The organism is Pseudomonas peradeniyensis (genome assembly GCF_014268935.2).
In the GTDB taxonomy this organism is placed as follows: domain Bacteria; phylum Pseudomonadota; class Gammaproteobacteria; order Pseudomonadales; family Pseudomonadaceae; genus Aquipseudomonas; species Aquipseudomonas peradeniyensis.
Map to the genome: position 1 here is coordinate 86,390 of NZ_JABWRJ020000005.1, position 24,849 is coordinate 111,238.

A 24,849-nucleotide genomic window follows, 5' to 3' on the forward strand; every position below is an offset into this window, starting at 1 on the left:
CTGCAAGTGTTGGAGAATGTAGCCAATGAAACGTTGCCAAGAGAGGCACAAATGATTTCGATCTGTTGCTGAATTCAACCCACCATCATCCGGCAGTTCGGGCATTTGAGTGGCATTCCTGCAGGTAATGACCTCCTGTCACGGCCAGCACTCCGGCCACGGCCAACCCTGCCGCCGCCAACACCAACGCTGGCTGTAATCCACCACTGAAATGGCTGCTCAACGCCGCCAGCAACGGCCCGCTCAACTGTCCCAGGGCAAAGCACGCGGTCAGCAACCCGGCATTGCGCTGCGTGGCATGGGGCGCCAGCTCCCGTGAGCGCTGCATCACCAGTTGCATGCAGGCCAGGAACGGCCCGCCGCACAGCAGCACGCCCAATGCCAGGCCGACGCCGCCACCGAGCAGGCAGGCCAGTACACCCAGCCCTTGCAGCCACAGGGTGGTGGTCAGCCAGGCGGAGGTTCGCCCCGGGCGGCGCAGGCTGACGATGGCAACGCCGAGCGCCGATGCCAATCCGAACGCGGGCCAGAACAGGTCGGCTTGCCACTGCCCATGGAACTGCTGGCTGGCCATCTGCGACAGGAAGGTGGCCGGCAGGATGTAGCCGATCCCGTAGAGCGCATAGACCAGGCCCAGGCGTCCGATGCCGGTGCCGCGGCCTTGTTCGTTGACGGCCGCAGGCGTGGCGGTGGGTTCCAGCGCCCGTGGCAGCCACGGCAGCACCGCCAGCAGCATGACCAGCGCGGCGACGCCATAGACCAGCCACAGGGCCGCCGAATCCAGCCCTAGCAGGTGCGCGCCCAGGGCCAGTACGCCCGTCACCGCGATGCCGACGCCGGGCCCGGCGAACACCAGCGCGCCGAGGCGCTGCCGGCCATGGGCGCTGGCCAGTTGCTGGCTGAGGCTGGCGATCATCACCAGCACCCAGGCGCTGGCCACGCCGGTACCGAAGCGCAGCAGCAGGTGGCTCCAGAAACCGTCGGCGGCCCACGAGGCCAGGGTCAGCAGCACGCACAGCCACAGGCCTCCATGCAGACGCAGGCGCACCTGGGCGGGCTGGCGGGCGAACATGGCGTCCACTGCGCCGAGGAAGTAGCCCAGGTAGTTGGCGGCGGCGACCAGGCCGCCGGCGGTGAGGTCGAACTGGCCCTCGGCGATCAGTCGGGGCAGTTGCGGCGTGAGGGCGAAGCGGCCGATGCCCATGGCCATCATCAGCGCCACGGCGCTGGCCAGCAGTTGCACGATGGGTGACATGGAAAGTCTCCTGCACGAAGGGATGCGATGGATGGCAGGGTAGGGCTCATTGACTTTCAATAAAATTGAATAATGATGATCAAGTTGTTCTGTTTTGGAGAATCTCATGGAGTTCAGCCAACTGCGCATCTTCCAGGCCGTGGCCGAGGAGGGCTCGGTGACCCGCGCCGCCGAGCGATTGCACCGGGTGCCGTCGAACCTGTCGACGCGCCTGCGTCAGCTCGAAGAGCAACTGGGGGTGGAGCTGTTCCTGCGCGAGCGCCAGCGCTTGCAGCTGTCGCCGGCCGGCAAGGTGCTGCTCGACTACGCACATAGGCTGACCAACCTGCGTGACGAGGCCCTGGCCGCGGTGCAGGGCGGCCAGCCGGCGGGGGACTTCGTGCTGGGCACCATGTACAGCACGGCGGCCATTCATTTGCCGGCGCTGCTGGCGCGCTACCACCAGGCCTATCCGGCAGTGAACCTGCAGGTGCAGGCGGCGCCCAGTGCCGAGCTGCTGGAAGGGGTGCTCAGCCATCGGCTGGACGCGGCGCTGGTGGACGGCCCGCTCAACCTGGCCGGGCTGGATGGCGTGCCGTTGTGCGAGGAAACCCTGGTGCTGATCACCAGCCCCGAGCACCCGGCGGTGCACAGCGCCAGGGATGTGGCCGGCAAGGCGGTGTTCACCTTCCGCCAGGGCTGCTCGTACCGCATGCGCCTGGAAGCCTGGTACGCCCATGCCCACACGCCGATGGGGCGGGTCATGGAGATCGAGTCGTACCAGAGCATGCTGGCCTGCGTGATCGCCGGGGCCGGGGTGGCGTTGATGGCGCAGTCCATGCTCGACAGCCTGCCGGGCCGCGAGCAGGTGCGGGCGCATCGGTTGCAGGCGCCGTTCGACCAGGCGATGACCTGGCTGATGTGGCGCCAGGGCAAACGCGGGGCGAATCTGCAGGCCTGGATCGACTTGCAACAAAGCGAAACGATTGACCGACCGTCGGAAGCTGCCGTCTGCGCTTGATCCGGGTCAAAATCGCCCCTATGTGTAGGAACAGAGGCATGCGCAATACAGGACATAGGTCTATGATCTGTATGACGCATCGCAAGTTTGATTGACCGTGAGGCTGACCCGTCAAGGGGGCACTATGAACGAACGCATGTACAACTGGCTCCATGACCTCGCCGTCGCCCTGGGCCTGCTCCCGCCACCGTTGCAGCCGGTGCCGATCCCGACCGACGAAGAACAGCGCAAGCGCCAGCCGCGTCGGCGCTGATCACTGACAAAAAGGCCGCCGCATCTCATCGATGCGGCGGCCTTTTGCGTTGTTGCCCCGTGATCTGGCCTCAGGCCAGGTTCGCCGTCGCCACCGGTTTGCGCGAAGCCAGGCTGACCACCACGAAGCTCACCAGGCCGATGGCCAGGCTGTAGTAGATCGGCGAGTTGGCCTCCAGGCCGTCCTTGAACATGAACAGCAGCGCGGTACCGAAGCCCAGCGTCATGCTGGCGATGGCCCCGGCGGTGGTCGCGCGTTTCCAGAAGATTGCGCCGATCAGCGGGATCAGCATGCCGCCCACCAGCAGGTTGTAGGCCAGGGTCAGGGCGCTGATCACATCGTTCACCGCCAGGGCGATACCCAGTACCACCAGGCCGGTGAGCAGGGTGAACAGACGGTTGATGCCCAGGCTCGACTGCTTGCCGCCGCGCAGCTTGGGCAGCAGGTCTTCGGTCAGGGTGGTCGAGGCGGCCAGCAGGCCCGCGCTGGCGGTGGACATCATCGCGGCCAGGGCGGCGGCCATCAGCAGGCCACGGATGCCCTCGGGCAGCTGGCCCTTGATCATCTCGGCGAAGGCGTTGTTCGGGTTGGCCAGATCCGGCATCAGCACGTGGGCGGCCATGCCGATCAGGGCGCAGGCCAGGCCGTACAGCACGCAGTAGATACCGGCGGTGGTGCCGGCGCGCTGGCAGACCTTCTCGTCACGGGCGGTGAACACCCGCTGCCAGATGTCCTGGCCGATCAGGATGCCGAAGAAGTAGATCAGGAAGTAGGTGATGATGGTGTCCCAGCCGATGGTGGTCCAGCTGAAGCTGGCCGCCGGCAGCTTGGCCACCAGGGCGTCCCAGCCACCGGCCTTGTACAGGCACACTGGCAGCAGGATGAACATCAGGCCCACGGTCTTGATGACGAACTGGACGATGTCGGTCAGGGTCAGCGACCACATGCCGCCGATGGTCGAGTACACCACCACCACGCCACCGCCGAACAGCAGGGCCATCCAGAACGGCACGTCGAGCAGCACCTGCAGCACGGTGCCCATGGCCAGGGTCGAGGTCACCGCGATCATCAGCGCATAGGCAAGCATGATCGCCGCGCTGGCCTGGCGGGCCATCGGGTTGTAGCGGCGCTCCAGCACCTGGGTGACGGTGAAGATCTTCAGGCGCAGCAGCGGCTTGGCCAGGAACAGGTTGAGGGCGATGATCCCCAGGCCCAGGGCGGCGCACAGCCAGAAGCCGGAAATGCCGTGGACGTAGCCCAGGCGCACGGTGCCGACGGTGGAGGCGCCGCCGAGCACGGTGGTGGCCATGGTGCCCATGTACAGGGTCGGGCCGAGGTTGCGCCCGGCCACCAGGTAGTCTTCGTGGGTCTTCGCGCGCCGCATGCCGTACCAGCCGAGGGCCAGCATGCTGGCGGCATAGATCAGTACAACGATGATGTCCAAGGCCATTGGGGGTCTCCCGATTATCTTTATTATGGCGAGATCGGCCGTCCGGACGCTGCAAGGCGCCCGGCGGTCCTGTCATGTGTTGACGGGCCTCTATGGCCCTCCCGAATGGCTCCTGCCGGGGTTATTTCAATGGCATTGCACGGGGCGCGTGGGAGCGGCGGTGCGTCGATGCGACTTGCCCCGCGATTGCAATCGCGGGGCAAGCCCGCTCCCACGTCCCTTCAATAACCATTACGCATCAATCAGCGACGTACCACGCCCGGCAGCACGCAAAGCATTTCGAACAGCAGGTTGGCGCCCAGCAGCGAGGTGTTGCCGGTGGTGTCGTAGGGTGGGGAGACTTCGACCAGGTCGCAGCCGATCAGGTCCAGGCCGTGGCAGCCGCGGATGATCTCCATCGCCTGGATAGTGGTCAAGCCGCCGATTTCCGGGGTGCCGGTGCCGGGCGCCCAGGCCGGGTCGATGCCGTCGATGTCGAACGACAGGTACACCGGGCCGCCACCGACTTTCTCGCGCACTTCGGCCATCAGCGGTTCCAGCGACTTGTGCCAGCACTCTTCGGCCTGGACCACACGGAAGCCCTGGCGACGGCTCCAGTTGAAGTCGTCGGCGGTGTAGCCCTGGGCGCGCAGGCCGATCTGCACCACGCGCTCGCAATCGAGCAGGCCTTCCTCCACGGCGCGGCGGAAGGTGGTGCCGTGGGCGATCTTCTCGCCGAACATGTGGTCGTTGACGTCGGCGTGGGCGTCGATGTGCACCAGGCCGATCTTGCCGTGCTTCTTGTGCAGGGCGCGCAGGATCGGCAGGGTGATGGTGTGGTCGCCGCCCAGGGTCAGCGGGATGACATTGTGCTCGACGATCTCGTCGTAGGCCTCTTCGATGATGCGCACGGCGTCCAGCAGGTTGAAGGTGTTGATCGCCACGTCACCGATGTCGGCCACCGACAGCGAGTCGAACGGGGCGGCGCCGGTGGCCATGTTGTACGGGCGGATCATCACCGACTCGGCGCGGATCTGCCGCGGGCCGAAGCGGGTGCCCGAGCGCAGCGAGGTGCCGATGTCCAGGGGCACGCCGATGAACGCGGCGTCGAGCCCTTCGGCGCTTTGCAGGTGGGGGAGACGGAGCATGGTGGCGATGCCGCCGAAACGCGGCATTTCGTTGCCGCCCAGTGGTTGGTGGAGAATCTTGTCCACGGTGGGCCTCATCAGTCGGTCGATTGTTCTGTTTGTTCGAACCTGTGCCGCCGCGCGCCTCGTTGCTCTGGTTGTGCCGGCGGGCAGGGACATTTCGCCGCAGTCTGCGCAAGGTAGTGCCCGGGAAGAATCGCTACCGACAAAAACTTACTTCAGGAATTTCTGAACTATCGGTGTGCGGCCGGGTTAGACTCTGGCCATTTCCAGCCCACGGACCCGTTGCCCCATGGCCTCATCGCTGCCCGACCTGAAACTGCTGCGCATCTTCGCCAGCGTGGTGCGTCACCAGGGCTTCGCCAACGCCCAGCGCGACCTCAACCTGTCGACCTCGGCCATCAGCACCTACATGAGCCAGCTGGAAAGCGCCCTGGGCATCGTGCTCTGCCACCGAGGCCGTGGCGGTTTCAGCCTGACCAGCAAGGGCGAGCTGTTCCACCAGGAGACCTTGCGCCTGCTGGGGGAGCTGGACGGCTTCGAGCAGTACGCGGCGGCGCTCAAGGGCGAGTTGCGCGGCACTCTCAACCTGGGGGTGATCGACTCCACCGTGGGCGACCGCGCCCTGCCGCTGGCCGAGGCCATCGGCGCCTACAGCCAGGAGCACCCGGCGGTGCACCTGCACCTGTCGGTGTCCAGCCCGTACGAACTGCAACTGGGCGTGCAGGACAATCGCCTGGACCTGGCCATCGGCGCGTTCTCGTCGCGCATGAGCGGCCTGGTCTACCAGCCGTTGTACCGCGAGCAGCACTGGCTGTATTGCAGCAGCCGCCACGCGCTGTTCGGTGAGCGACGGATCCCGGAGCCGGTGATCACCCAGCAGCGCATGGTCGGGCGCGGCTACTGGAGCCAGGCAGAGCTGGCCCGGCACGGTTTCAAGCACAGCGCCGCCACCGTGGAGAGCATGGAAGCGCAGCTGATTCTGATTCTCTCCGGCGCCTACATTGGCTACCTGCCCGAGCACTACGCCCAAGCCTGGGTCGACAAGGGCGACCTGCGCGTGCTGTCGCCAGCGACCTTCGGCTACCAGGCGCCGTTTTCCCTGATCATCCGCCGTGGCCGGAGCCGGGAACCCCTGATCCAGACGTTCCGCGACTTGCTCAAGAGTCAGCTCAACGTGGGCTGACGCAGGTCGTTTTCAGCACATTCCGTCAGGTCGGGCTAATTTCCTACAAAACTTGACCGCTGACGTGATGGCCTTCTGCTAAATATCTACTTGCTTTGATGATTTTCCCACTCATCTGGATAAGCAAGGGATCGCCAACGATGCGCATGAATTTGCCCGTCACCGAGCACGAAAGAACCTTTCCCCAAGACCAGCGGCTGATCTCCACCACCGACCTGAACAGCCGCATCACCTATTGCAACGACGCATTCGTGGCCATCAGCGGGTTCACCTACGACGAACTGGTCGGCCAGCCGCACAACCTGGTGCGTCACCCCGACATGCCGCCGGCGGTCTTCGGGCATATGTGGGACACCATCAAGCAAGGCAAACCCTGGATGGGCGTGGTCAAGAACCGCGCCAAGAACGGCGACTTCTACTGGGTCAGCGCCTACGTCACGGCGGTGTACGAGAATGGCCGCATCAGCGGCTACGAGTCGGTGCGCTCGGTGCCGACCCGGGAGCAGATCCGCCGGGCCGAGAAGTTGTACGCCCGGCTGCGGGCAGGGCGCTCGCCGGTGCCGCTGGCGGCGCGGCTCGGTTATGGAGTCGGCCATGGCTGGCCGCTGATCGGCGCGGGCTTGCTGTCGGCCGCCGCCTACCTGTGGCTGCCCCCCTATGCGGCATTGGGTGTGCTGATGGCCAGCCTGCTGGCGGCCTGGTACGTGGTCGAGCACCGGCAGAACCAGTCGATCCGGCGCACTCTGCAGGAGCACCCCAAGGCCTTCACCAGCCCGTTGGTGGCGCTGACTTACAGCGACAATCCCGGGCTGCAGGGCCAGCTCGACCTGGCGATCATCAGCGAGGAGGCGCGCCTGCAGACCGCGCTGACGCGCCTGGTGGACGCCGGTGTCGGGGTCAAGTCGCGGGCCGCGCAGTCCGCCGACCTGTCCGATGCCCAGGCGCAGATGCTCGACCGCCAGCGCAGCGAGACCGACCAGTCGGCCACCGCCATCGCGCAGATGGCGGCAACCATCCAGCAGGTCACCCACAACGTGCAGAGCACCGCCCATGCCGCCAGCGACGCCGACCAGCTGGCCCAGCAGGGCAGCGACCTGGCGCAGCAGAGCCTGCGCGCCATGGGCAGCATGAGCGAGGCGGTGAGCGACATCGGCCAGGCGGTCAACGCCCTGGCCGAGCAGACCCAGTCGATCGGCAGCGTGGTGGATGTGATCACCTCGATCGCCGAGCAGACCAACCTGCTGGCGCTCAATGCCGCCATCGAGGCGGCGCGGGCCGGCGAGCAGGGCCGGGGCTTCGCCGTGGTGGCGGACGAGGTGCGTTCGCTGGCGCAGCGCACCCGCGCCTCGACCGAGGAGATCCACCACATCATCTCCACCCTGCGCTCCGGTGCCGATCGCGCGGTGGCCAGCGCCAGCCGGGGCCAGCAGATCTCCAGCGACAGTGTGCACAGCGTCGAGGCGGTGCAGGCGGCGTTGTCGGGGATCGCCCAGGCGGTCAGCCGCATCACCGGCATGAGCCAGCAGATGGCCACGGCGTCCGAGCAGCAGAGCCATGTCGCCGAGGACATCAACCAGCAGATCGTGCGCATCGCCCATTTGTGCGACGAGAGCGCGGGGCAGGCCAGGCAGGGGGCCGAGATCAGCCAGGACCTGGAGCGCATGGCGGAGTACCTGCACAGCCTGGCGGAGCGGTTCAACCGCTGAAGTTGGACCGTGTGAGCGGGGCGTGGGAGCGGGCTTGCCCCGCGATTGCAGTGCTGGCTTTGTCGCGGGGCAAGCCCGCTCCCACGAACGCCTCGCAGCCCCCGGGGATGGCAACCCTGTGGCAAACTACCCGCCCCAAGGAGCCCCCCATGCCCAGACCCCGTTGCGAGCGCTGCCAGCGCCCGCTCGCCTATTGCCTTTGCCCACTGATCCCGCACCTGGACAGCCGCACCCGCGTGGTCGTGCTGCAGCACCCCAGCGAAACCGCCCACGCCCTGAACACCGCACGCCTGGCGGCCCTTGGGCTGGTCAACGCCGAGCTGCGGATCGGCGAGGTGTTCGACGACCTGCATACGCTGCTGGCCACGCCGGGCTATCGACCCGTGTTGCTGTTCCCCGGTGATGAAGCCGAGGTCCTGCAAGGCTATGGTCAAGACGTCGACCTGCCGTTGATGCTGATCGTGCCGGATGGTACATGGCGCAAGGCGCGCAAGATGCTGTACCTGAACCCGCTGCTCGAGGCGCTGCCGCGGGTGACCCTGGGCAACGTCCCACCCTCACGCTATCGGCTGCGCAAGGCACCGGAGCCGGGGGCCTTGTCGACCCTGGAGGCAGTGGTGCAGGCGTTGAATGTGTTGGAGGCACCGAGCGGTTTCGCTGCTTTGTTGAGGCCTTTTGAAGCGCTGATCGAGGGGCAGATCAGCGCGATGGGGCAGGAGACGTTCGAACGTAATCATGGCGAAAAGTGACCACTACGCCGATCAGCAGCACCCTGTTTTGGTTCACTGGCAGGGGCGCGTTCGCCGGTGAAGCCCTGATCTGGGGCGTGGCCGCCGCCTGCTGCGACCCCTGCACACCTCGTCCCGCCTGAGGTGCCGTGTTTCCGGCACTGCTATTGCTAGGTCAACCATGCATCGATAACGGACAAGCATTGCGTGGTGAGGAACTGATTATGCCTCGGGCCTTTTTCAATGAGATGTACGATGCGGCGGGTGATTGCCGGCCTCATTATCAGGCGTTTGCGCGCTGGCTGGCCGACACGCCGTTGGAGTTGCTCGAGCAGCGGCGTCGCGAGGCGGACCTGCTGTTTCACCGGGCAGGCATCACGTTCACCTTGTACGGCGATGAGCAGGGTACCGAGCGGCTGATCCCCTTCGATATCATTCCGCGCAGCATCAAGGCCAGCGAGTGGCAGGTCGTGGAGCGTGGCTGCATCCAGCGGGTGCAGGCGCTGAACCTGTTCCTCGAGGATATCTACCACGACCAGCGGATCCTCAAGCAAGGCATCATCCCACCGGAGCAGGTACTGGCCAACGACGGTTACCAGGTGGCCATGCAGGGGCTGGACCTGCACCGAGGCATCTATGCGCACATCGCCGGTGTCGATCTGGTGCGCGATGGCGACGGCAGCTACTACGTCCTGGAAGACAACCTGCGCACGCCGAGCGGCGTGAGCTACATGCTCGAAGATCGCAAGATGATGATGCGGCTGTTCCCGGAGCTGTTCGCCGCCCAGCGGGTGGCGCCCATCGACCATTATCCGAATCTGTTGCTGGACACCCTCAAGCGCTCAAGCCCGCTGGACAATCCCACCACCGTGGTGCTGACTCCGGGCCGCTTCAACAGTGCCTATTTCGAGCATGCCTTCCTGGCGCGGGAAATGGGTGTGGAACTGGTGGAGGGCGCTGACCTTTTCGTGCGTGACAACCGGGTGTTCATGCGTACCACGTCAGGCCCGCAGGCGGTCGATGTGATCTACCGCCGGCTGGACGATGCCTTCCTCGATCCGCTGACGTTCAATCCGGACTCGCTGCTGGGCGTGCCAGGACTGATCACGGCCTACCGGGCCGGCAATGTTGTGCTGGCCAACGCCGTGGGCACCGGAGTGGCTGACGACAAGTCGATCTACCCGTATGTCGACGACATGATCCGCTTCTACCTGAGCGAAGAGCCGATTCTCAAGAACGTGCCCACCTGGCAATGTCGCAAGCCTGCGGAGTTGTCCCATGTGCTGGCCAATCTGGCGGACCTGGTGGTCAAGGAAACCCAAGGGTCCGGTGGCTACGGCATGTTGGTCGGGCCGGCCGCCAGCACGGCGGAAATCGAAGCGTTCCGAGCCCGTATCAAGGCGCGACCCCATGCGTACATCGCACAGCCCACGCTGTGCCTATCCACTTGCCCGACCTTTGTCGAGAGTGGCATATCGCCGAGGCATATCGACCTGCGCCCGTTTGTGCTGTCAGGCAAGGAAACCCGCCTGGTGCCAGGTGGCCTGACCCGCGTGGCGCTGCGTGAAGGCTCGCTGGTGGTCAATTCTTCCCAGGGCGGCGGCACCAAGGACACCTGGGTGGTGGAGGACTGAATCATGCTTTCAAGAACGGCTGCCGACCTGTATTGGATGTCCCGTTACCTTGAGCGCGCGGAGAACCTCGCACGCATGCTCGAAGTCAGCTATTCGCTTTCGCTGATGCCGCAGGCGGGGCGTAGCGATGGCCGCGCCGAGCTGGCGATGTCGCTGTTGGCGGCCGGAACGCTGGACGATTATCACCGTCGCCATGGTGAACTCAACGTCGAGTACATGCTGCATTTTTTCGCTCTGGACGAACGCAACCCCGGCAGCATCTATTGTTGCCTGCGCGCGGCTCGCAGCAATGCGCATGCCGTGCGCGGGCGGATCACTGCTGACATGTGGGAGAACATCAACGCTACATGGCTCGAGATGCGCAACATCGCCGACAAGGGCCTGGCACGCTACGGCATCAACTCTTTCTGCGAATGGGTCAAGGAGCGTTCGCATCTGTTCCGCGGAGCCACCGCCGGCACCATTATGCGCAATGACGCCTATGGCTTCATCCGGTTGGGCACCTTCCTCGAACGGGCCGACAACACGCTGCGCCTGTTGGATGCGCGCTACGAAATGTTTGGTGAGGAGTCCGAGGAGGTCAGTGACAATTCGGCCCGTGGCTATTACCAATGGAGTGCCTTGCTGCGGGCGCTGTCCTCCTTCGAGGCGTTCAATGAAATCTACCGCACGGCTCCCGGTGCCGAGCAGGTGTCGGAGATGTTGTTGCTACGCGCGGACGTACCGCGTTCGCTGCATGCCTGCGTCGAGGAGCTGGCACAGCTGCTGGCCGGCCTGCCGGGCGACAACGGGCGTCCGGCGCAACGCCTCGCGGCAGAGCTGAGTGCGCGGTTGCGCTTTACCGGTATCGAGGAAATTCTCGCGTCCGGATTGCATCAGTGGCTGAACCATCACATTGGCCAGATCAATCATCTGGGGCAGAGCGTTCACGATTCCTATCTGGAGGTAGTATGAGACTGTCCATTCGTCACGACACCACCTATCACTATTCCGACGATGTCTGCATGAGCATTCAGCTGCTGCGACTGACGCCCCAGAGCAGCGAACGCCAGCGCGTCCTGCAATGGCAGCTGGAATTGCCGCGCCCGGTAGGCAGCCAACTTGATCCTTATGGCAACGTCCTGCACGTGCTGACGCTCGACGAACCCCATGGTGCGTTGATGCTGAGCGCCCATGGCGAGGTGGAGATCGACCAGACCCTGGAGGTGGAGCACGACACACGATCGGCCTTGCCCTTCCTGCGCTCGAGCAAGCTCAGCAGCCCCGACGAGGCGTTGCATGATTTCGCCGTGCGCCACTGTGGCAGTCGTCGTGATCGGACGGCGCTGATCGAGTTGATGAACGGATTGGCCGATCACATGGCCTACAGCCCTGGTTCGACGGCGGTCGATACCGTGGCCGCCGAGGCGTTCGCCAACCGCGCCGGAGTCTGCCAGGACCATACCCACGCTTTTCTCGCCTGTGCCCGCAGCCTGGGCGTGCCGGCGCGCTATGTGTCAGGCTACCTGTGCACCGAGGACGAGAACCATCTGGCCAGTCATGCCTGGGCCGAGGCCTGGCTCGACGATGGCTGGTACAGCTTCGATGTGACCAACCGTCTGGCTCGGCCCGAGCGCCACCTGAAACTGGCGGTGGGGCATGATTACCTGGACGCTTGCCCGGTACGCGGCATGCGCCGTGGCGGGGGGATCGAGTCGATGCAGGCGCAGGTTCTGGTCAGCTCCAAGCCACAGTCTCAGCAGCAATAGCGACACTTCCTACCTCTGCATGAGTTAGCACCATGACGTACTGCGTTGCGATGCACCTGGCCGATGGGCTGGTGTTCATTTCGGATTCACGGACCAATGCGGGGATCGACCAGATATCGACGTTTCGCAAGCTGTTCGTTTTCAACCGCTCGGGCGAGCGTGTGATTGTGCTGCAGACCGCCGGCAACCTGGCCACGTCGCAATCAGTGGTGAGCCTGCTCCGTCAGCGCTGCAACCAGGACGGCGCGCACCTATTGAACGTGCCGACGCTGTATGACGCCACGGCGCTGGTGGCCGAGACCATCCGCGAGGTGATCGCCCGCGACTGCACCAAACTGTCAGGCAAGGTCGACCTGGGCTGTTCGTTCCTGGTGGGCGGGCAGATCGCCGAGCAGCCCATGGGGGTGTACAACATCTATCCCCAGGGTAATTTCATCCAGGCCACGGAAGATACGCCGTTCATGCAACTGGGCGAGAGCAAGTACGGCAGGCCGATCCTTGATCGCAACCTGCTGTATCACACACCGCTGGGCGAGGGATTGCGCTGTGGCCTGATTTCGTTCGATTCGACCATGCGCAGCAACCTGTCGGTGGGCATGCCACTGGATGTGCTGGTGTATCGCAAGGACAGCCTGGCTGCCAGCAACTGTCACCGGATCGGCACCCATGATCCCTATTTTCTGCGGATCCAGGCGCAATGGGCCGATGGTCTGCGGGATCTGCTCGCCGCGTTGCCGGAGCCGCCGGAGGTTTATATCCGCTGAGGGCGTTTGTCGGGGATAGGGGCGCACAACCGATCTCGCTGCGCTGATATCCCTGTCTGAGTGGGCTTGCCCGTGAAGGCGCCTCGATCGGCATTCACCGCTCTCGCAACGCTTCGGTCCTGGCCTTGAGGACGGGTTTGAGCAGATAGTCCAGCACGCTCTTCTGCCCGGTGATGATATCCACCGTGGCCACCATCCCCGGAATGATCAGCAGCGGCTTGTTGTCCCCGCCCAGGTGGTTCTTGTCCGTGCGCACCTGGATCAGGTAGAACGCATTGCCCTTGTCGTCGGTGACGGTATCCGCGCCGATCAGCTCCAGCTTGGCCTTGAGTCCGCCGTAGATGGTGTAGTCGTAGGCGCTGAACTTGACCATCGCGGTCTGCCCCGGGTGCAGGAATGCCACATCCTGGGGCCTTACCTTGGCCTCTATCAGCAGGTTGTCCTCGATCGGCACGATCTCCACCAGGTCGCTGCCGGGCTGGACCACGCCGCCGATGGTGTTGACCTTGAGCAGCTTGACGATGCCGCGTACCGGCGACACCACGGTGGTGCGGTTGACCCGGTCGTCGATGGCGATGCTGGTGGCGGTGATCTTCGACAGCTCCGTGCGCTTGTCGTTGAGCTCCTTGGCGGCGTCGGAGCGGAAGCTGGCGTCGGATTCCTGGATCTTGCTGCGGATTTCGGCGATCGCCGCCTCGGCGCGGGGGATCGCCAGGTTGGTGGCATTGAGCTGGCCGCGCGCCTCCACGCTGCGCTGCTTAAGGCGCAGGATCTCCACCGGGGAGATGGCGCCCTTGCCCACCAGCGGCGAGGACATGTCCAGCTCCTGCTGCAAAAGGCCCACGGCCGAACGGTATTGGTCGGCCTTGGAGCGGAACTCGGCCAGCTCCTGGGTCTTCTGCCGCAGTTGTTCGTTGAGGGTCTGCTTTTCGCTGGCCAGGCGCCGCTGGCGCGACTGGTACAAGGCGATTTCGTCCTCGGCCACCTGCGGTGCCTTGCCGCGTACCTCGTCGGACGGCACGAAGGGGCGGCCGTCGGATTCGGCCGACAGGCGTTCGACCTGGGCGGTCAGCGCATAGCGATCAGCCTCGCTCTCGCCCTTGTTCGACTTGAAGCGGGTGTCGTCCAGGCGCAGCAGGGTCGCGCCCTTGTCGACCATCTGCCCTTCGCGCACGAAGATCTCGGTGACGATGCCGCCCTCGAGGTTCTGCACCACCTGTACCTTGCTCGATGGGATGGCCTTGCCCTCGCCGACGGTGACTTCGTCGAGCACCGCGAAATTGGCCCAGACCAGGGCCACCAGCAACAGGATCGCCGCCAGCCACACGGTCAGGCGCGACAGGCTGGGGGACTCCTGCAAGGTGGCGCCGGCCAGTTCCGGCATGTAGTCGCGTTCGGCGCGCTTGTCGGCGCCCTGGAGGTAGCTGCGCACGCTATGGCTGAGGGGCATGTTCTACCTCCGATGCAGGCCGGGGCCTTTGTGGGAGCGGGCTTAGATTGTTGGTTCACAGCGCCGCGCCGATACGGCCTTTGCGCAGCGCATCGATGACCGCGTCCTTCGGCCCATCGGCGACGATCTTGCCGTTGTCCAGTACCAGCAGCCGGTCCACCAGGCTGAGCATCGAGGTGCGGTGGGTGACCAGCAGCAGGGTCTTGCCCGGCACCCAGTCCAGCAGGCGCTGGCGCAGTTGCTCCTCGCTGCTGTTGTCCATGTGGCTGGTGGGTTCGTCGAGGATCAGGATCGGCGGCTCCAGCAGCAGGGCCCGGGCCAGCAGCACGGCCTGGCGCTGGCCACCGGACAACAGCTGGCCGCGCTCGCCTACCGGGCGGTCAAAGCCCTGCGGGTGCTGGCGGGCCAGTTCGCTGACCCCGGTCAGCTCGGCCACCTCGAGCATGCGCGCATCGCTGACATGGCGGGCGCCGAGGGTGAGGTTGTCACGCAGGCTGCCGGCCAGCAGGGGCAGGTCATGGGCCACGTAGCCGAGCTGGCTGCGCAGGTCGGCGATGTCCAGCTGGCGCAGGTCGAGGTTGTCCAGCAACACCTGGCCTTCGTCAGGGTGATGGAAGCCCATCAGCAGGCGGGCGAGGGTACTCTTGCCCGAGCCGCTGCGGCCGATGATGCCGATGCGCTCGCCCGGCTTGAGCGTGGCGCTGACATCGTTGAGCGCCGGGGCCGTTTGCCCGGCATAGCGGAAGGTGGCGTGGTTGATGGTGATGCCACCCTGCAGCGCGGTGTGCTCCAGGGCCTGGTGCTCGGCCTCGCGTTCCTGGGGCAGGCTCATCAGCGCGTCGGTGCTGCGCATGGTCAGCTGCGCCTGCTGGTAGCGGGTGATCAGCCCGGCGATCTGGCCCAGCGGCGCGAGGACCCGGCTGCCGAGCATGTAGCTGGCCACCAGCGCGCCGACGCTGAGGTTGCCGGCGATGATGCTGTACACCCCGGCGACGATGGTGGCCATGCCGCAGAACTGCTGGATGAACAGCGTGCCGTTGCTGGCCAGCGAAGACAGGTTGCGGGCATGGGCGTCGAGGCGGGCGATGGCGCCGTTGGTGTGTTCCCACTGGTACTGGCGCTCGCTTTCGGCGCCGCAGGCCTTGAGGGTTTCCAGGCCGCCGAGGGTCTCGATCAGCAACGCCTGGCGCACCGCGCCGAGGCTCAGGCTCTTCTGCACCGTGTCACGCAGGCGTACCTGGATGAACAGCGCCAGACCCACGGCCAGCGGGAAGGCGATCAGCGGGATTACTACCAGCCAGCCGCCGAGCAGGCCGATCACCAGCAGCATCAGCGCCACGAACGGCAGGTCGATGATGCTGGTCAGGGTGACCGCGGTGAGGAATTCGCGCAGCCCCTGGAAGTCATGAATGCTCTGGGCGAAGCCGCCGATGGTGGCGGGTCGCGCCTTCATGCTCATGCCGGTGATGCGTTCGAACAAGGTGGCCGAGAGAATCAGGTCGGTCTTCTTGCCGGCCTGGTCCAGCAGGTGCGCACGAACCATGCGCAGCACCAGCTCGAAGGCGGTGCCGATGAACAGCCCGGCGACCAATACCCACAGGGTGGACAGCGCCTGGTTGGGCACCACGCGGTCGTAGGTCTGCATGACGAACAGCGGCACCATCAACCCCAGCAGGTTGATCAGCAGACTGGCCAGCAGGGCATCGCCATACAGCCAGCGCGAGTGGCGCAGGGTGTCGCGGAACCAGGCATTGACCCGTGGGATCAGCGGGGCGCGCACCTCCTCCAGGGTATGGCGAGGACGGGCGAACAGGACCTGGCCGCTGTAGGCCTCGGCCAGGGCATCGCGTTCGACCCACTGCTCGCCGCCTTCGGCTTCGCACGGCAGCAGCAGGGCCCGGCCGTTGTCCGCCCAGCGCTGCAGCACGGCGCTGCGGCCGTCGTTGAGGATCAGCAGAACCGGCAGGTTGAGTGCCGAGATGGCGTCCAGGTCACGTTGCAGCACCCGCGCCTGCAACCCCGCCCGCGCGGCGGCGCGGGGCAGCAGGGCCAGGGGCATGCGTTGCTCGGCCAGCGGCAGGCCGCTGCACAGGCTGGCGCGGCTGGCAGGGCAGCCGTGCAGCTTGCACAGGATCAGCAGGCCATCGAGCAACGGATCATCAACATCCAGGCGCGGTTGCGCGCTTTGCATACTGGTCACGATGGCCTACTCCTGCCGCGGTGGACGGGAAATGGGCGCTGGCGAAAAGTCCCTTGTCTCGTCAGAACCTAACGCATGTCGGGCAGTTTCGCCTCGTTGCGTACTTCGGTCTTGGCGATGGCCTCGGGCGGCAGCGAGATGTGCTGCTTGCTCAGCAACTCACCCATGGTCGCCAGGACCCGGTACATGGAGAACTCCTCGGTGTAGCGCACTTCGGTGTAGCGCCGGTTGGCGTTGTACAGCTCGTTCTCGCTGTCGAGCACGTCGAGCAGGGTACGCTGGCCCAGGCCGAACTGGTCCTGGTAGGCGGCGCGCACGCGCTGGGTGGTTTCGGCGTACTCGCGGGCGCTCGGGGTCTGCTTGCGGGCGTTGTTCATCGCGTTCCAGGCCAGGCTGAGGTTTTCGTTCAGCTCGCGCAGGGCGTTGTTGCGGATGTCCATTGCCTGGTTGATCTTGTGCGCGTCGGACTGCAGGCGGGCCTTGTCGCTGCCGCCGCGGAACAGGTTGTAGCTGAGCTCGACGCCGGCCTGCCAGTCGTTGTTGTCATGGCCCTTCTGGCCGCCGATGTTGTTGTTGGCGCCGGTGGCCAGCACCGCGTCCAGGCGCGGGTAGAAGGGCGACTTGGCCACTTCGTATTGCTGCTCGGCGGAGCGCACGTCAGCCTGGGCCGATTTGAGGTAGGGGTTGTTCTCCAGCATGCCCTGGCGGGCATTGAGCAGGTCACCCGGTACTTCACCCTTGATCGTGACCGGTGTTTCCAGCTCGTCCGGCATGCGCCCGACTACGCTGTAGAAGTTGGCCTCGGCGTCGGCCAGGTCGACCTCGGCGGTGTCCAGGTTGTTCTCGGCCAGGGCGCGACGGGCGCGGGACTGGTCGAGGTCGGCGGTGCTGCCCACGCCACGTTCGCTGCGCAGGCCGATCTGGTCGTTGACCCGCAGGTGGGCCTGCAGGTTGTTCTTGGCCAGGGTCACCAGTTCGCGGCGCTTGAGTACCTCGAGGTAGACCTCGATGGCGCGCAGGGCGATGCTCTCGGCGGTGGCCTGGGTGTAGTAGGCGCGCGAGGTGGCCACCGCCTCGGTGCGGGCGACTTCGTTGGAGGTGTTGAAGCCGTCGAACAGCATCTGCCGCAGACGCAGTTCGGACTGGGTGTAGTTGAGGGTTTCCTTGTTGTGGTTACGCGTACCGTCGGGGTTGAAGCCGCGGGTGTTGGTGTTGTCCGAGCGTTGCCGGCCGTAGCCTGCGACCAGATCGACGGTTGGGTAGTACCCCCCGCGGGCGAACTTCACATCCTCGTCGGCCGACAGCCTGCTGTTGCGGCTGGCGCTGATCTCGGGATGCTGGTCCACGGCGTTCTGGACAGCCTCGGTGATCGACATCGCCTGACTGTTGGCACACGCCATGGCCAACAAAATCGCACTGGTGATGGGGGTTAAAGCGCGCATGGGGTACATCTCCCTGGTCTTGAATAATGTCCTGCTAATCGCCAAAAAAATGACGAAAAATTAGAATCAAACCGTTTCAGGTTTGTAACAACAGAGCTAAGAACATTTATCGGGCGAGCTAAGAAGATTTTTTCATAAGATATATGCGAAAAAAAACTTATGCGGTCTAAGGAATCCGCGACATTGTTTCATTCAGGCGGTTACGGGAATTGGCTGGGACAGGCGATTTTCGGGCCTTGGTGAAAGTTCCAGATTTTTTGCAGCTAAGGAGACAGGGGAGGAAGGCGAAAGCGGAATTTGGCGACAGAAAAATGGCACTCAATAATGGCCATTCGCCCTTCTCGCTATCGCGGCAGTCGTCACAAGGAGCGTGGTTTCTCACGAACGTGACAGCAACGATCCACCAGCCATGGCACTCGGAACGTTGCGCACATTACCCGGCACGCCTTGATCTGCGAAAAGCCCATCGGCAGGGGAGGCGTACGCTCATGGCTAAATTAGTCGGTGTAGTCGGCAAGGTGATCGGCCAGGTATTCGCGGTGGGCGACGATGGTCATCGCCGCCTGTTGGTGGAGGGCGACCGGTTATTCGCCGGCGAACAGCTCGAGACCGGCAGCGAGGGCGCCGTGGCGGTGCGGCTGCAAAATGGCGCGCAGCTGACCCTGGGTCGCGGCAGCAGCCTGGAGATGACCACCGACCTGCTGGCCAATCGCGCGCCCCATGTGCAGGCGCCGGACGCGCAGCCCAGCGAGGCCCAGCTCAGTGATGTCGAGCAGCTGCAAAAAGCCATTGCCGCAGGCGCCGACCCCACGCAGGAGGCCGAGGCGACGGCGGCGGGCGGCAACCCGTCGGGTGTGTCGGGGGCGCTCGGCGGGGGGCACAGTTTCGTGATACTGACCGAGGTGGCCGCCCGGGTGGATCCCACCATCGGCTTCCCCACCGCAGGATTCAACGGTTTCCCCCTGCTGGCCAATCTCGAACTCGGTGGCCTCGACGGCAACGACGATGGGCCGCTGCCGGCCAGTACCCCCGTGATCGACAATCCGGTCAGCCTTAATGGCCTGGATATCAGCCCCGCCGAATTGACCCTGGACGAAGCCAACCTGCCCCAGGGCTCGGCCAGCAATCCGGCGGCCCTGACCCAGTCAGGCAGCTTCACGGTGGTGGCTGCCGACGGCGTGTTCAACCTCAGTGTCGGCGGCATCAATGTGGTCACGGCGGGCGTGGTCACCGGCGTCGGGCAGTCCATCGTCACCGGGCTCGGCAATGTGCTGACCATCACCGGCTACAACCCGGCCACCGGCGTGGTGAGCTACAGCTACACCCTGACCGGCGCCGAGCATCACCCGGACGGCGCGGGCAGCAATACCCTGGGCGAGCAGTTCCCGGTGCTGGTCAGCGACACGGATGGCGACGTCGCCAGTGGCACGCTCGACGTGATCATCCGTGACGATGTGCCACGGGCGGTGAACGACACCAATGCGACCGCTGCCACCGAGCAGCATGTGGAACTCAGCGGCAATGTGCTGAGCAACGATATCCAGGGGGCGGACCGCATCCCCAGCGGTCCGGTGGTGGCCGGCACCTTCGTCGGCACCTACGGCACACTGGTCCTGGCGGCGGACGGTTCCTACACCTACACCCTCAACACCAACGACCCGGACTTCAAGAACCTGCACGGCGGTGGCAACGGGGTGGAGACCTTCACCTACACCCTGAAGGACGCCGACGGCGATACCAGCACCGCGACCCTGACCCTGAACGTCAGCAACCTCGACGATCCGGTGACGCTGGGCGGTCTGAACGTGAACGGTGGCGAACTGACCGTCTACGAGAAGAACCTGGCCGACGGCAGCGCGCCGAACCCAGGTGCACTGACCCAGAGCGGCACCTTCACGGTCGCAGCGCCGGACGGCCTGCAATCCTTGAGCGTCGGCGGCATCAGCGTGGTCAGTGGCGGCGTGGCGGCGAGCTTCCCGCAGTCGATCACCACGGCCCTGGGCAATACCCTGACCATCACCGGCTACAACCCGGCCACGGGCGTGATCAGCTACAGCTATACCTTGCTGGACAATGAGAGCCACGCCAACGGCGACGGCGCCAACAGCCTGTCCGAGCACTTCACCGTCACGGCCACGGACACCGACGGCAGCACGGCCAATGGCTCGCTGGACGTGAACATCGTTGATGACCTGCCCAAGGCCAACCCTGATTCGGCCAGTGTCGTCGAAGGCGGCACGGTCAGCGGCAACGTGCTCGACAACGACACCTCAGGCGCCGACGTGCGCGCCGATGGCAAGTACGTGGTCGGCGTGCGGGCCGGCGCCGATACCTCGACCTCGGCCAGCGGCCAGCTGGGCACCCAGGTCCAGGGCCAGTACGGCTACTTGACCCTGGATGCCCAGGGCAATGCCACCTATCACGCCAACCCCAACGCCGTGGCACCTGCCGGGGCAACGGACGTGTTCGTCTACACCGTGCGGGACAGTGACGGTGACGAAAGCACCACCACCATCACCATCGACGTACGTGATTGCTCGCTGATCGCCGGTGCCGACAGCGAGGTCACGGTCTACGAGAAAGCCCTCGACCTGACCAAGGATGGCAACGACCTGGCCGCAGGGAATGTGGTCGGCAGCCAGCCAGGCTCGACCGGCGAGACGGCCAGCGGCTCGCTGGCCAGCTCCATCAGTGGCGGAACCGGGGCGCTGACCTTCACCCTGGTCGGCAATGCCACCGGCCAGTACGGCCAGATCCAGCTGAATGCCGATGGCTCCTACACCTACACCCTGACCTCGGCGCCGAATTCGCCGAATCACGTCAACGACGGGCCGAACGTGCTGACGGAAACCTTTACTTACCAGGTGACGGATTCGCTCGGCAACTCGACCACCAGCACCATCGTGATCAGCATCGTCGACGACGTGCCCAAGGCTCACAGCGACTTTGCCAATGTCTACGAAGGCGGCACCGTCAGCGGCAATGTGCTGGTCAACGATGTGATCGGCGCGGACGTGCCGGCCGATGGCAAGTACGTGGTCGGCGTGCGCGCAGGCAGCGACACCTCGACCTCGGCCATTGGCCAGCTGGGCAGCAATGTGGTTGGGCAGTATGGCTACCTGACCCTCGACGCCCAGGGCAACGCCACCTATCACGCCAACCCCGACAGCGTGGCGCCGGCCGGAGCCACGGACGTGTTCGTCTACACCATCCGCGACGCCGATGGCGACGAGAGCACCACCACCATCACCATCGATGTGCACGATATCTCGCTGGTCGCCTGCCCGGACGACACGGCCAAGGTCTACGAGAAAGCCCTGGACCTGACCAAGGATGGCAACGACCTGGCCGCAGGTACCGTCACCGGCAGCGATCCGCATGCCACTACGGAAACCACCAGCGGCTCGCTGGCCGGTTCGGTCAGTGGCGGCATCGGTGCCCTGACCTTCACCCTGGTGGGTAATGCCGCCGGGCAGTATGGCCAGATCCAGCTGAACAGCGATGGCACCTATACCTACACCCTGACCTCGGCGCCGAACTCGCCCAACCATGCCAACGATGGCCCGAACGTGGTCACCGAGAGCTTCACTTATCAGGTGAAGGATTCGCTCGGCAACACCACCACCAGCACCATCGTGGTCAGCATCGTCGACGACGTGCCCAAGGCCCATTGCGATGTGGCTTCGGTCAAGGAGGGCGCCAGTGTCAGCGGCAACGTGCTGGACAACGACGTGGTCGGCGCCGATGTGCGTACCGACGGACAATACGTGGTCGGCGTGCGAGCAGGCTCTGACACCTCGACGTCAGCCATCGGCCATGTCGGCGACACGATCGTCGGCCAGTACGGCTACCTGACCCTGGACAGCCAAGGCAACGCCACCTACCACGCCAACCCCGACAGCGTGCCGCCCGCCGGGGCGACCGACAGCTTCGTCTACACCATCCGTGATGCCGATGGCGACGAGAGCACCACGACCATCCGCATCAATGTCCAGGACAGCAAGCTGGTGGCGTGCGAGGACAACGACGTCACCGTCTACGAAAAAGCCCTGGACCTGCACAAGGATGGCAACGACCTGGCCGCCGGCAGCGTGACCGGCAGCGACCCGGGTTCCACCGGCGAGACCGCCTCCGGCAGCCTGGTCGGCTCGGTGCATGGCGGCGTCGGCGCCCTGACCTACAGCCTGGTCGGCAATGCCGTGGGCCAGTTCGGTCAGATCCAGCTCAACGGTGACGGCTCCTACACCTACACCCTGACCTCGGCGCCGAAGACCCCGGGTGGCGCCAACGACGGGGCCAACACCGTCAACGAGTACTTCACCTACAAGGCCACCGACGCCCTGGGCAACAGCGTCACCAGCACCATCGCCATCAACATCGTCGACGATGTGCCGACGGTGCGGTGCGCGGTGCGCAGCATGACGCCCGGCCAAGTGGACTCCAACATCCTGCTGGTGGTGGACGTTTCCAGCAGCATGGCCGCAAGCTCAGGCGTGCCGGGATTGACCCGCCTGGAGCTGGCCAAGCAGGCCATCAATGCCTTGCTCGACAAGTACGACGAGATGGGCGACATCAAGGTGCAGATCGTCACCTTCGGCACCGGCGCCGAGATGAAGACGCCGGTGTGGGTCTCGATCAGCGAGGCCAAGAGCCTGATCGCCGGGCTCAATCCCGGCGGCTCGACCTACTACGACTCGGCCGCCACCAAGGCCCAGGAAGCCTTCGCCACCACCGGCAAGCTGGTGGGGGCGCAGAACATCAGCTACTTCTTCTCCGACGGCGAGCCCACCAACGGCCACGCCATGACGGCGCCGCGCGAGGCCGCCTGGGAAACCTTCCTCGACAACAACGGCATCAAGTCCTACGCCATCGGCATGGGCAGCGGCGTCAACGAGGGCAACCTCGACCCGCTGGCCTACGACGGCAGCAGCCATACCGACACCAACTCGGTGGTGGTCACCGACCTCAGCCAGCTGAGTGCGGTGCTCTCCGGCACGGTGCAGGGCGCGCCGATCACCGGCAGCCTGATGAGCGGCGGCGACTTCGGGGCCGACGGCGGCTTCATCAAGGCGCTGCTGGTGGACGGCACCACCTACACCTACGATCCGAAGGCCAATGGCGGGCAGGGCGGCTATGCGGTCAGTGGCGGGGTGGACAAGGCCTCGTTCGACACCGTCAGCAACAGCCTGAACATCAAGACCGGCCTGGGCGGCACCCTGGTGGTGGACATGGACAACGGCGAGTTCACCTACACACCGCCGAAGGACAACGGCAGCGGCCAGGTGGAGAAGTTCGGCTTCACCGCCAGCGACAACGACGGCGATACCCGCAGCGCCAGCCTGACGGTGAACATCAACAGCAACGGCGCGCCGGTCGCCGGCGCCGACCACATCATCACCAACATCAAGGGCGCCACCCTGAGCGTGCCGGCAGAGGCCTTGCTGGCCAATGACAGCGATCCGGACCACGACACCCTGAGCGCCACGCCGACCACCTTCAACACCAACTTCGCCGACAAGGGCGCGGGCTTCACGGCGGGCACGCAGGCGCAGACCATCACCTTCAACGCCACCGCCAACAAGGCCGAGAACCAGTTGCGCGACCTGGCCCGCAGCGAGTTCACCAGCCTCAACGGCAGCATGACCGCCGCCCTGGTGGTGGCCGGTTACCTGGGCTCGATCAGCAGCGCCAACGCCAATGACGAGGACACCCTGACGGTCACCCTGCGCAAGGGCGAGACCCTGACCCTCGACCATGACCGGCCTGCCGGCAACCTGCTGATGGAGTGGAAGGATGCCAGCGGCAGCTACCAGACCATCGCCGATGGCGGCAGCTTCACGGCTACCCATGACGGCGTGTACAGCATCCACGTGATCAACACCGAGAACGCCTCGGGCAACAGCAAGGCCGCCGAGAACTACAAGCTGAGCCTGGTGGTGGACTACAGCAACGCCAGCAATGACGACTACCACGGCAGCTACAGCGTCAGCGACAACCACGGCGGCACGGCCACCGGTGCAGTGGACATCACCTACCAGGCCGGCAATACGCTCACGGGTACTGCCGGGGACGATGTGCTGTTGGCCGGAACGGGCGACACCACCCTGCACGGCGGCAACGGCAACGATGTGCTGGTGGCCGGCGCAGGCAACAACAGCCTGTATGGCGGCGACGGCGACGACCTGCTGATCGGCGGGCCGGGCAATGACCTGCTCGACGGCGGCCCCGGCAACGACACCGCCAGCTATGCCAGGGCAAGCAGTGGCGTGACTGTCGACCTGAGCCATCTCGGCCAGCAGAACACCGTCGGCGCGGGGCTGGATACCCTCAACGGCATCGAGAACCTGATCGGCTCGGACTACAACGACACCCTGACCGGCAACGACGGCGACAACCTGCTTAATGGCGGCACGGGCAACGATGTGCTCAGGGGCGGTGCCGGCAACGACATCCTGATTGGCGGACGCGGCGATGACACCCTCACCGGTGGCAGCGGCAATGACACCTTCGTCTGGCAGAAGGGCGATACCGGGCACGACACCGTGACCGACTTCACCCCGGGCAGTGATCGGCTGGACTTGTCGCAACTGCTGCAGGGCGAGAACGCCACCAGCGCATCGCTGGATGATTACCTGCACTTCAAGGTCAGTGGCAGCGGCGTCAACGTGGTGTCGACCATCGAAGTCAGCAGCGTCGCCGGCGCGGCGCCGACCCAGACCATCGACCTGGCCGGGGTGGACCTGGCACAGCACTACGGGGTCGCGGCCGGGGCGGGCGGGGTGATCGCGGCGGGGCATGACACCGCGACCATCATCACCGGCATGCTCAATGACCATTCGTTGAAGGTGGATACGGTGTAACGCAGGCGCGTATCGCGGGGCAAGCCCGCTCCCACAAGCGCTGTAT

General features: G+C 65.2%; 16 protein-coding genes and 1 pseudogene. 11 read left to right on the forward strand and 6 right to left on the reverse strand.

Features of this window, described 5'->3' with window-relative positions:
* Positions 1-85 precede the first annotated feature (85 nt).
* Positions 86-1,255 (reverse strand): MFS transporter, encoded by a 1,170-nt coding sequence (locus HU751_RS24615; RefSeq protein WP_186732993.1) that lies wholly within the window; start codon positions 1,253-1,255, stop codon positions 86-88.
* Positions 1,256-1,361: 106 nt separating this feature from the next.
* Here HU751_RS24615 and ptrR point away from each other — a divergent pair, with 106 nt between their 5' ends.
* Both ptrR and HU751_RS27065 read left to right on the forward strand, forming a co-directional pair.
* Positions 1,362-2,255 carry a putrescine utilization regulator PtrR gene (gene ptrR / locus HU751_RS24620; protein WP_186732991.1) on the forward strand — a complete coding sequence of 298 codons (894 nt, stop codon included), beginning with the start codon at positions 1,362-1,364 and terminating at the stop codon, positions 2,253-2,255.
* A 124-nt stretch (positions 2,256-2,379) separates the two neighbouring features.
* A complete protein-coding gene (locus HU751_RS27065) occupies positions 2,380-2,508 on the forward strand; it encodes a PA1414 family protein (RefSeq protein ID WP_256206021.1) in 129 nt (42 codons plus the stop codon).
* A gap of 70 nt (positions 2,509-2,578) precedes the next feature.
* Here HU751_RS27065 and HU751_RS24625 read toward each other — a convergent pair whose 3' ends face one another.
* A complete protein-coding gene (locus HU751_RS24625; protein WP_186732989.1) occupies positions 2,579-3,958 on the reverse strand; it encodes a sodium:solute symporter family protein in 1,380 nt (459 codons plus the stop codon).
* A gap of 242 nt (positions 3,959-4,200) precedes the next feature.
* The gene (gene speB, locus HU751_RS24630; RefSeq protein ID WP_028691118.1) at positions 4,201-5,151 is read right to left on the reverse strand and encodes an agmatinase; all 951 of its coding nucleotides are present in this window, start codon (positions 5,149-5,151) and stop codon (positions 4,201-4,203) included.
* Positions 5,152-5,377: 226 nt separating this feature from the next.
* Here speB and HU751_RS24635 point away from each other — a divergent pair, with 226 nt between their 5' ends.
* The 8 genes and pseudogenes from HU751_RS24635 to HU751_RS24665 all read left to right on the forward strand — a co-directional run bounded on the left by HU751_RS24635 (position 5,378) and on the right by HU751_RS24665 (position 12,851).
* Positions 5,378-6,271, forward strand: a complete 894-nt coding sequence (locus HU751_RS24635) for a LysR family transcriptional regulator (RefSeq protein ID WP_028691117.1) — start codon at positions 5,378-5,380, stop codon at positions 6,269-6,271.
* Positions 6,272-6,417: 146 nt separating this feature from the next.
* Positions 6,418-6,714, forward strand: a pseudogene (locus tag HU751_RS27395) (PAS domain-containing protein); the annotation flags it as partial.
* 234 nt (positions 6,715-6,948) lie between these two features.
* Complete coding sequence (locus HU751_RS24640) at positions 6,949-7,977, forward strand: methyl-accepting chemotaxis protein (protein WP_371263157.1); 1,029 nt, start codon at positions 6,949-6,951, stop codon at positions 7,975-7,977.
* A 149-nt stretch (positions 7,978-8,126) separates the two neighbouring features.
* A complete protein-coding gene (locus tag HU751_RS24645; protein ID WP_186732985.1) occupies positions 8,127-8,726 on the forward strand; it encodes a tRNA-uridine aminocarboxypropyltransferase in 600 nt (199 codons plus the stop codon).
* Positions 8,727-8,929: 203 nt separating this feature from the next.
* Positions 8,930-10,339 carry a circularly permuted type 2 ATP-grasp protein gene (locus HU751_RS24650; protein ID WP_028691114.1) on the forward strand — a complete coding sequence of 470 codons (1,410 nt, stop codon included), beginning with the start codon at positions 8,930-8,932 and terminating at the stop codon, positions 10,337-10,339.
* 3 nt (positions 10,340-10,342) lie between these two features.
* Positions 10,343-11,293 carry an alpha-E domain-containing protein gene (locus tag HU751_RS24655; protein ID WP_028691113.1) on the forward strand — a complete coding sequence of 317 codons (951 nt, stop codon included), beginning with the start codon at positions 10,343-10,345 and terminating at the stop codon, positions 11,291-11,293.
* Positions 11,290-12,087, forward strand: coding sequence for a transglutaminase family protein (locus tag HU751_RS24660; RefSeq protein WP_186732983.1), 798 nt, complete (start codon positions 11,290-11,292; stop codon positions 12,085-12,087). Before HU751_RS24655 ends, HU751_RS24660 begins: the two co-directional genes overlap by 4 nt.
* 32 nt (positions 12,088-12,119) lie before the next feature.
* Positions 12,120-12,851: a proteasome-type protease gene (locus tag HU751_RS24665; protein ID WP_186732981.1), complete on the forward strand. Its 732-nt coding sequence runs from the start codon at positions 12,120-12,122 to the stop codon at positions 12,849-12,851.
* A gap of 94 nt (positions 12,852-12,945) precedes the next feature.
* On the opposite strand, the gene HU751_RS24670 is transcribed toward HU751_RS24665, so the two are convergent.
* The 3 genes from HU751_RS24670 to HU751_RS24680 form a co-directional block, all read right to left on the reverse strand.
* On the reverse strand, positions 12,946-14,301 hold the full coding sequence (locus HU751_RS24670; protein ID WP_186732980.1) for an HlyD family type I secretion periplasmic adaptor subunit: 1,356 nt from the start codon (positions 14,299-14,301) through the stop codon (positions 12,946-12,948).
* A gap of 55 nt (positions 14,302-14,356) precedes the next feature.
* Positions 14,357-16,492 (reverse strand): type I secretion system permease/ATPase, encoded by a 2,136-nt coding sequence (locus HU751_RS24675; RefSeq protein WP_186733058.1) that lies wholly within the window; start codon positions 16,490-16,492, stop codon positions 14,357-14,359.
* A 77-nt stretch (positions 16,493-16,569) separates the two neighbouring features.
* On the reverse strand, positions 16,570-17,943 hold the full coding sequence (locus tag HU751_RS24680) for a TolC family outer membrane protein (protein WP_186714529.1): 1,374 nt from the start codon (positions 17,941-17,943) through the stop codon (positions 16,570-16,572).
* A gap of 488 nt (positions 17,944-18,431) precedes the next feature.
* Between HU751_RS24680 and HU751_RS24685 the strand changes: the two genes are divergently transcribed.
* Positions 18,432-24,803, forward strand: a complete 6,372-nt coding sequence (locus HU751_RS24685) for a retention module-containing protein (protein ID WP_186732978.1) — start codon at positions 18,432-18,434, stop codon at positions 24,801-24,803.
* Positions 24,804-24,849: the final 46 nt, after the last annotated feature.

Coding starts and splice junctions, on each gene's coding strand:
- HU751_RS24615 (WP_186732993.1), bottom strand. CDS start 1,255: ATGTCACCCATCGTGCAACTGCTGGCCAGCGCCGTGGCGCTGATGATG.
- ptrR (WP_186732991.1), top strand. CDS start 1,362: ATGGAGTTCAGCCAACTGCGCATCTTCCAGGCCGTGGCCGAGGAGGGC.
- HU751_RS27065 (WP_256206021.1), top strand. CDS start 2,380: ATGAACGAACGCATGTACAACTGGCTCCATGACCTCGCCGTCGCCCTG.
- HU751_RS24625 (WP_186732989.1), bottom strand. CDS start 3,958: ATGGCCTTGGACATCATCGTTGTACTGATCTATGCCGCCAGCATGCTG.
- HU751_RS24635 (WP_028691117.1), top strand. CDS start 5,378: ATGGCCTCATCGCTGCCCGACCTGAAACTGCTGCGCATCTTCGCCAGC.
- HU751_RS24640 (WP_371263157.1), top strand. CDS start 6,949: ATGGCCAGCCTGCTGGCGGCCTGGTACGTGGTCGAGCACCGGCAGAAC.
- HU751_RS24645 (WP_186732985.1), top strand. CDS start 8,127: ATGCCCAGACCCCGTTGCGAGCGCTGCCAGCGCCCGCTCGCCTATTGC.
- HU751_RS24650 (WP_028691114.1), top strand. CDS start 8,930: ATGCCTCGGGCCTTTTTCAATGAGATGTACGATGCGGCGGGTGATTGC.
- HU751_RS24655 (WP_028691113.1), top strand. CDS start 10,343: ATGCTTTCAAGAACGGCTGCCGACCTGTATTGGATGTCCCGTTACCTT.
- HU751_RS24660 (WP_186732983.1), top strand. CDS start 11,290: ATGAGACTGTCCATTCGTCACGACACCACCTATCACTATTCCGACGAT.
- HU751_RS24665 (WP_186732981.1), top strand. CDS start 12,120: ATGACGTACTGCGTTGCGATGCACCTGGCCGATGGGCTGGTGTTCATT.
- HU751_RS24670 (WP_186732980.1), bottom strand. CDS start 14,301: ATGCCCCTCAGCCATAGCGTGCGCAGCTACCTCCAGGGCGCCGACAAG.
- HU751_RS24675 (WP_186733058.1), bottom strand. CDS start 16,492: ATGCAAAGCGCGCAACCGCGCCTGGATGTTGATGATCCGTTGCTCGAT.
- HU751_RS24680 (WP_186714529.1), bottom strand. CDS start 17,943: ATGCGCGCTTTAACCCCCATCACCAGTGCGATTTTGTTGGCCATGGCG.
- HU751_RS24685 (WP_186732978.1), top strand. CDS start 18,432: ATGGCTAAATTAGTCGGTGTAGTCGGCAAGGTGATCGGCCAGGTATTC.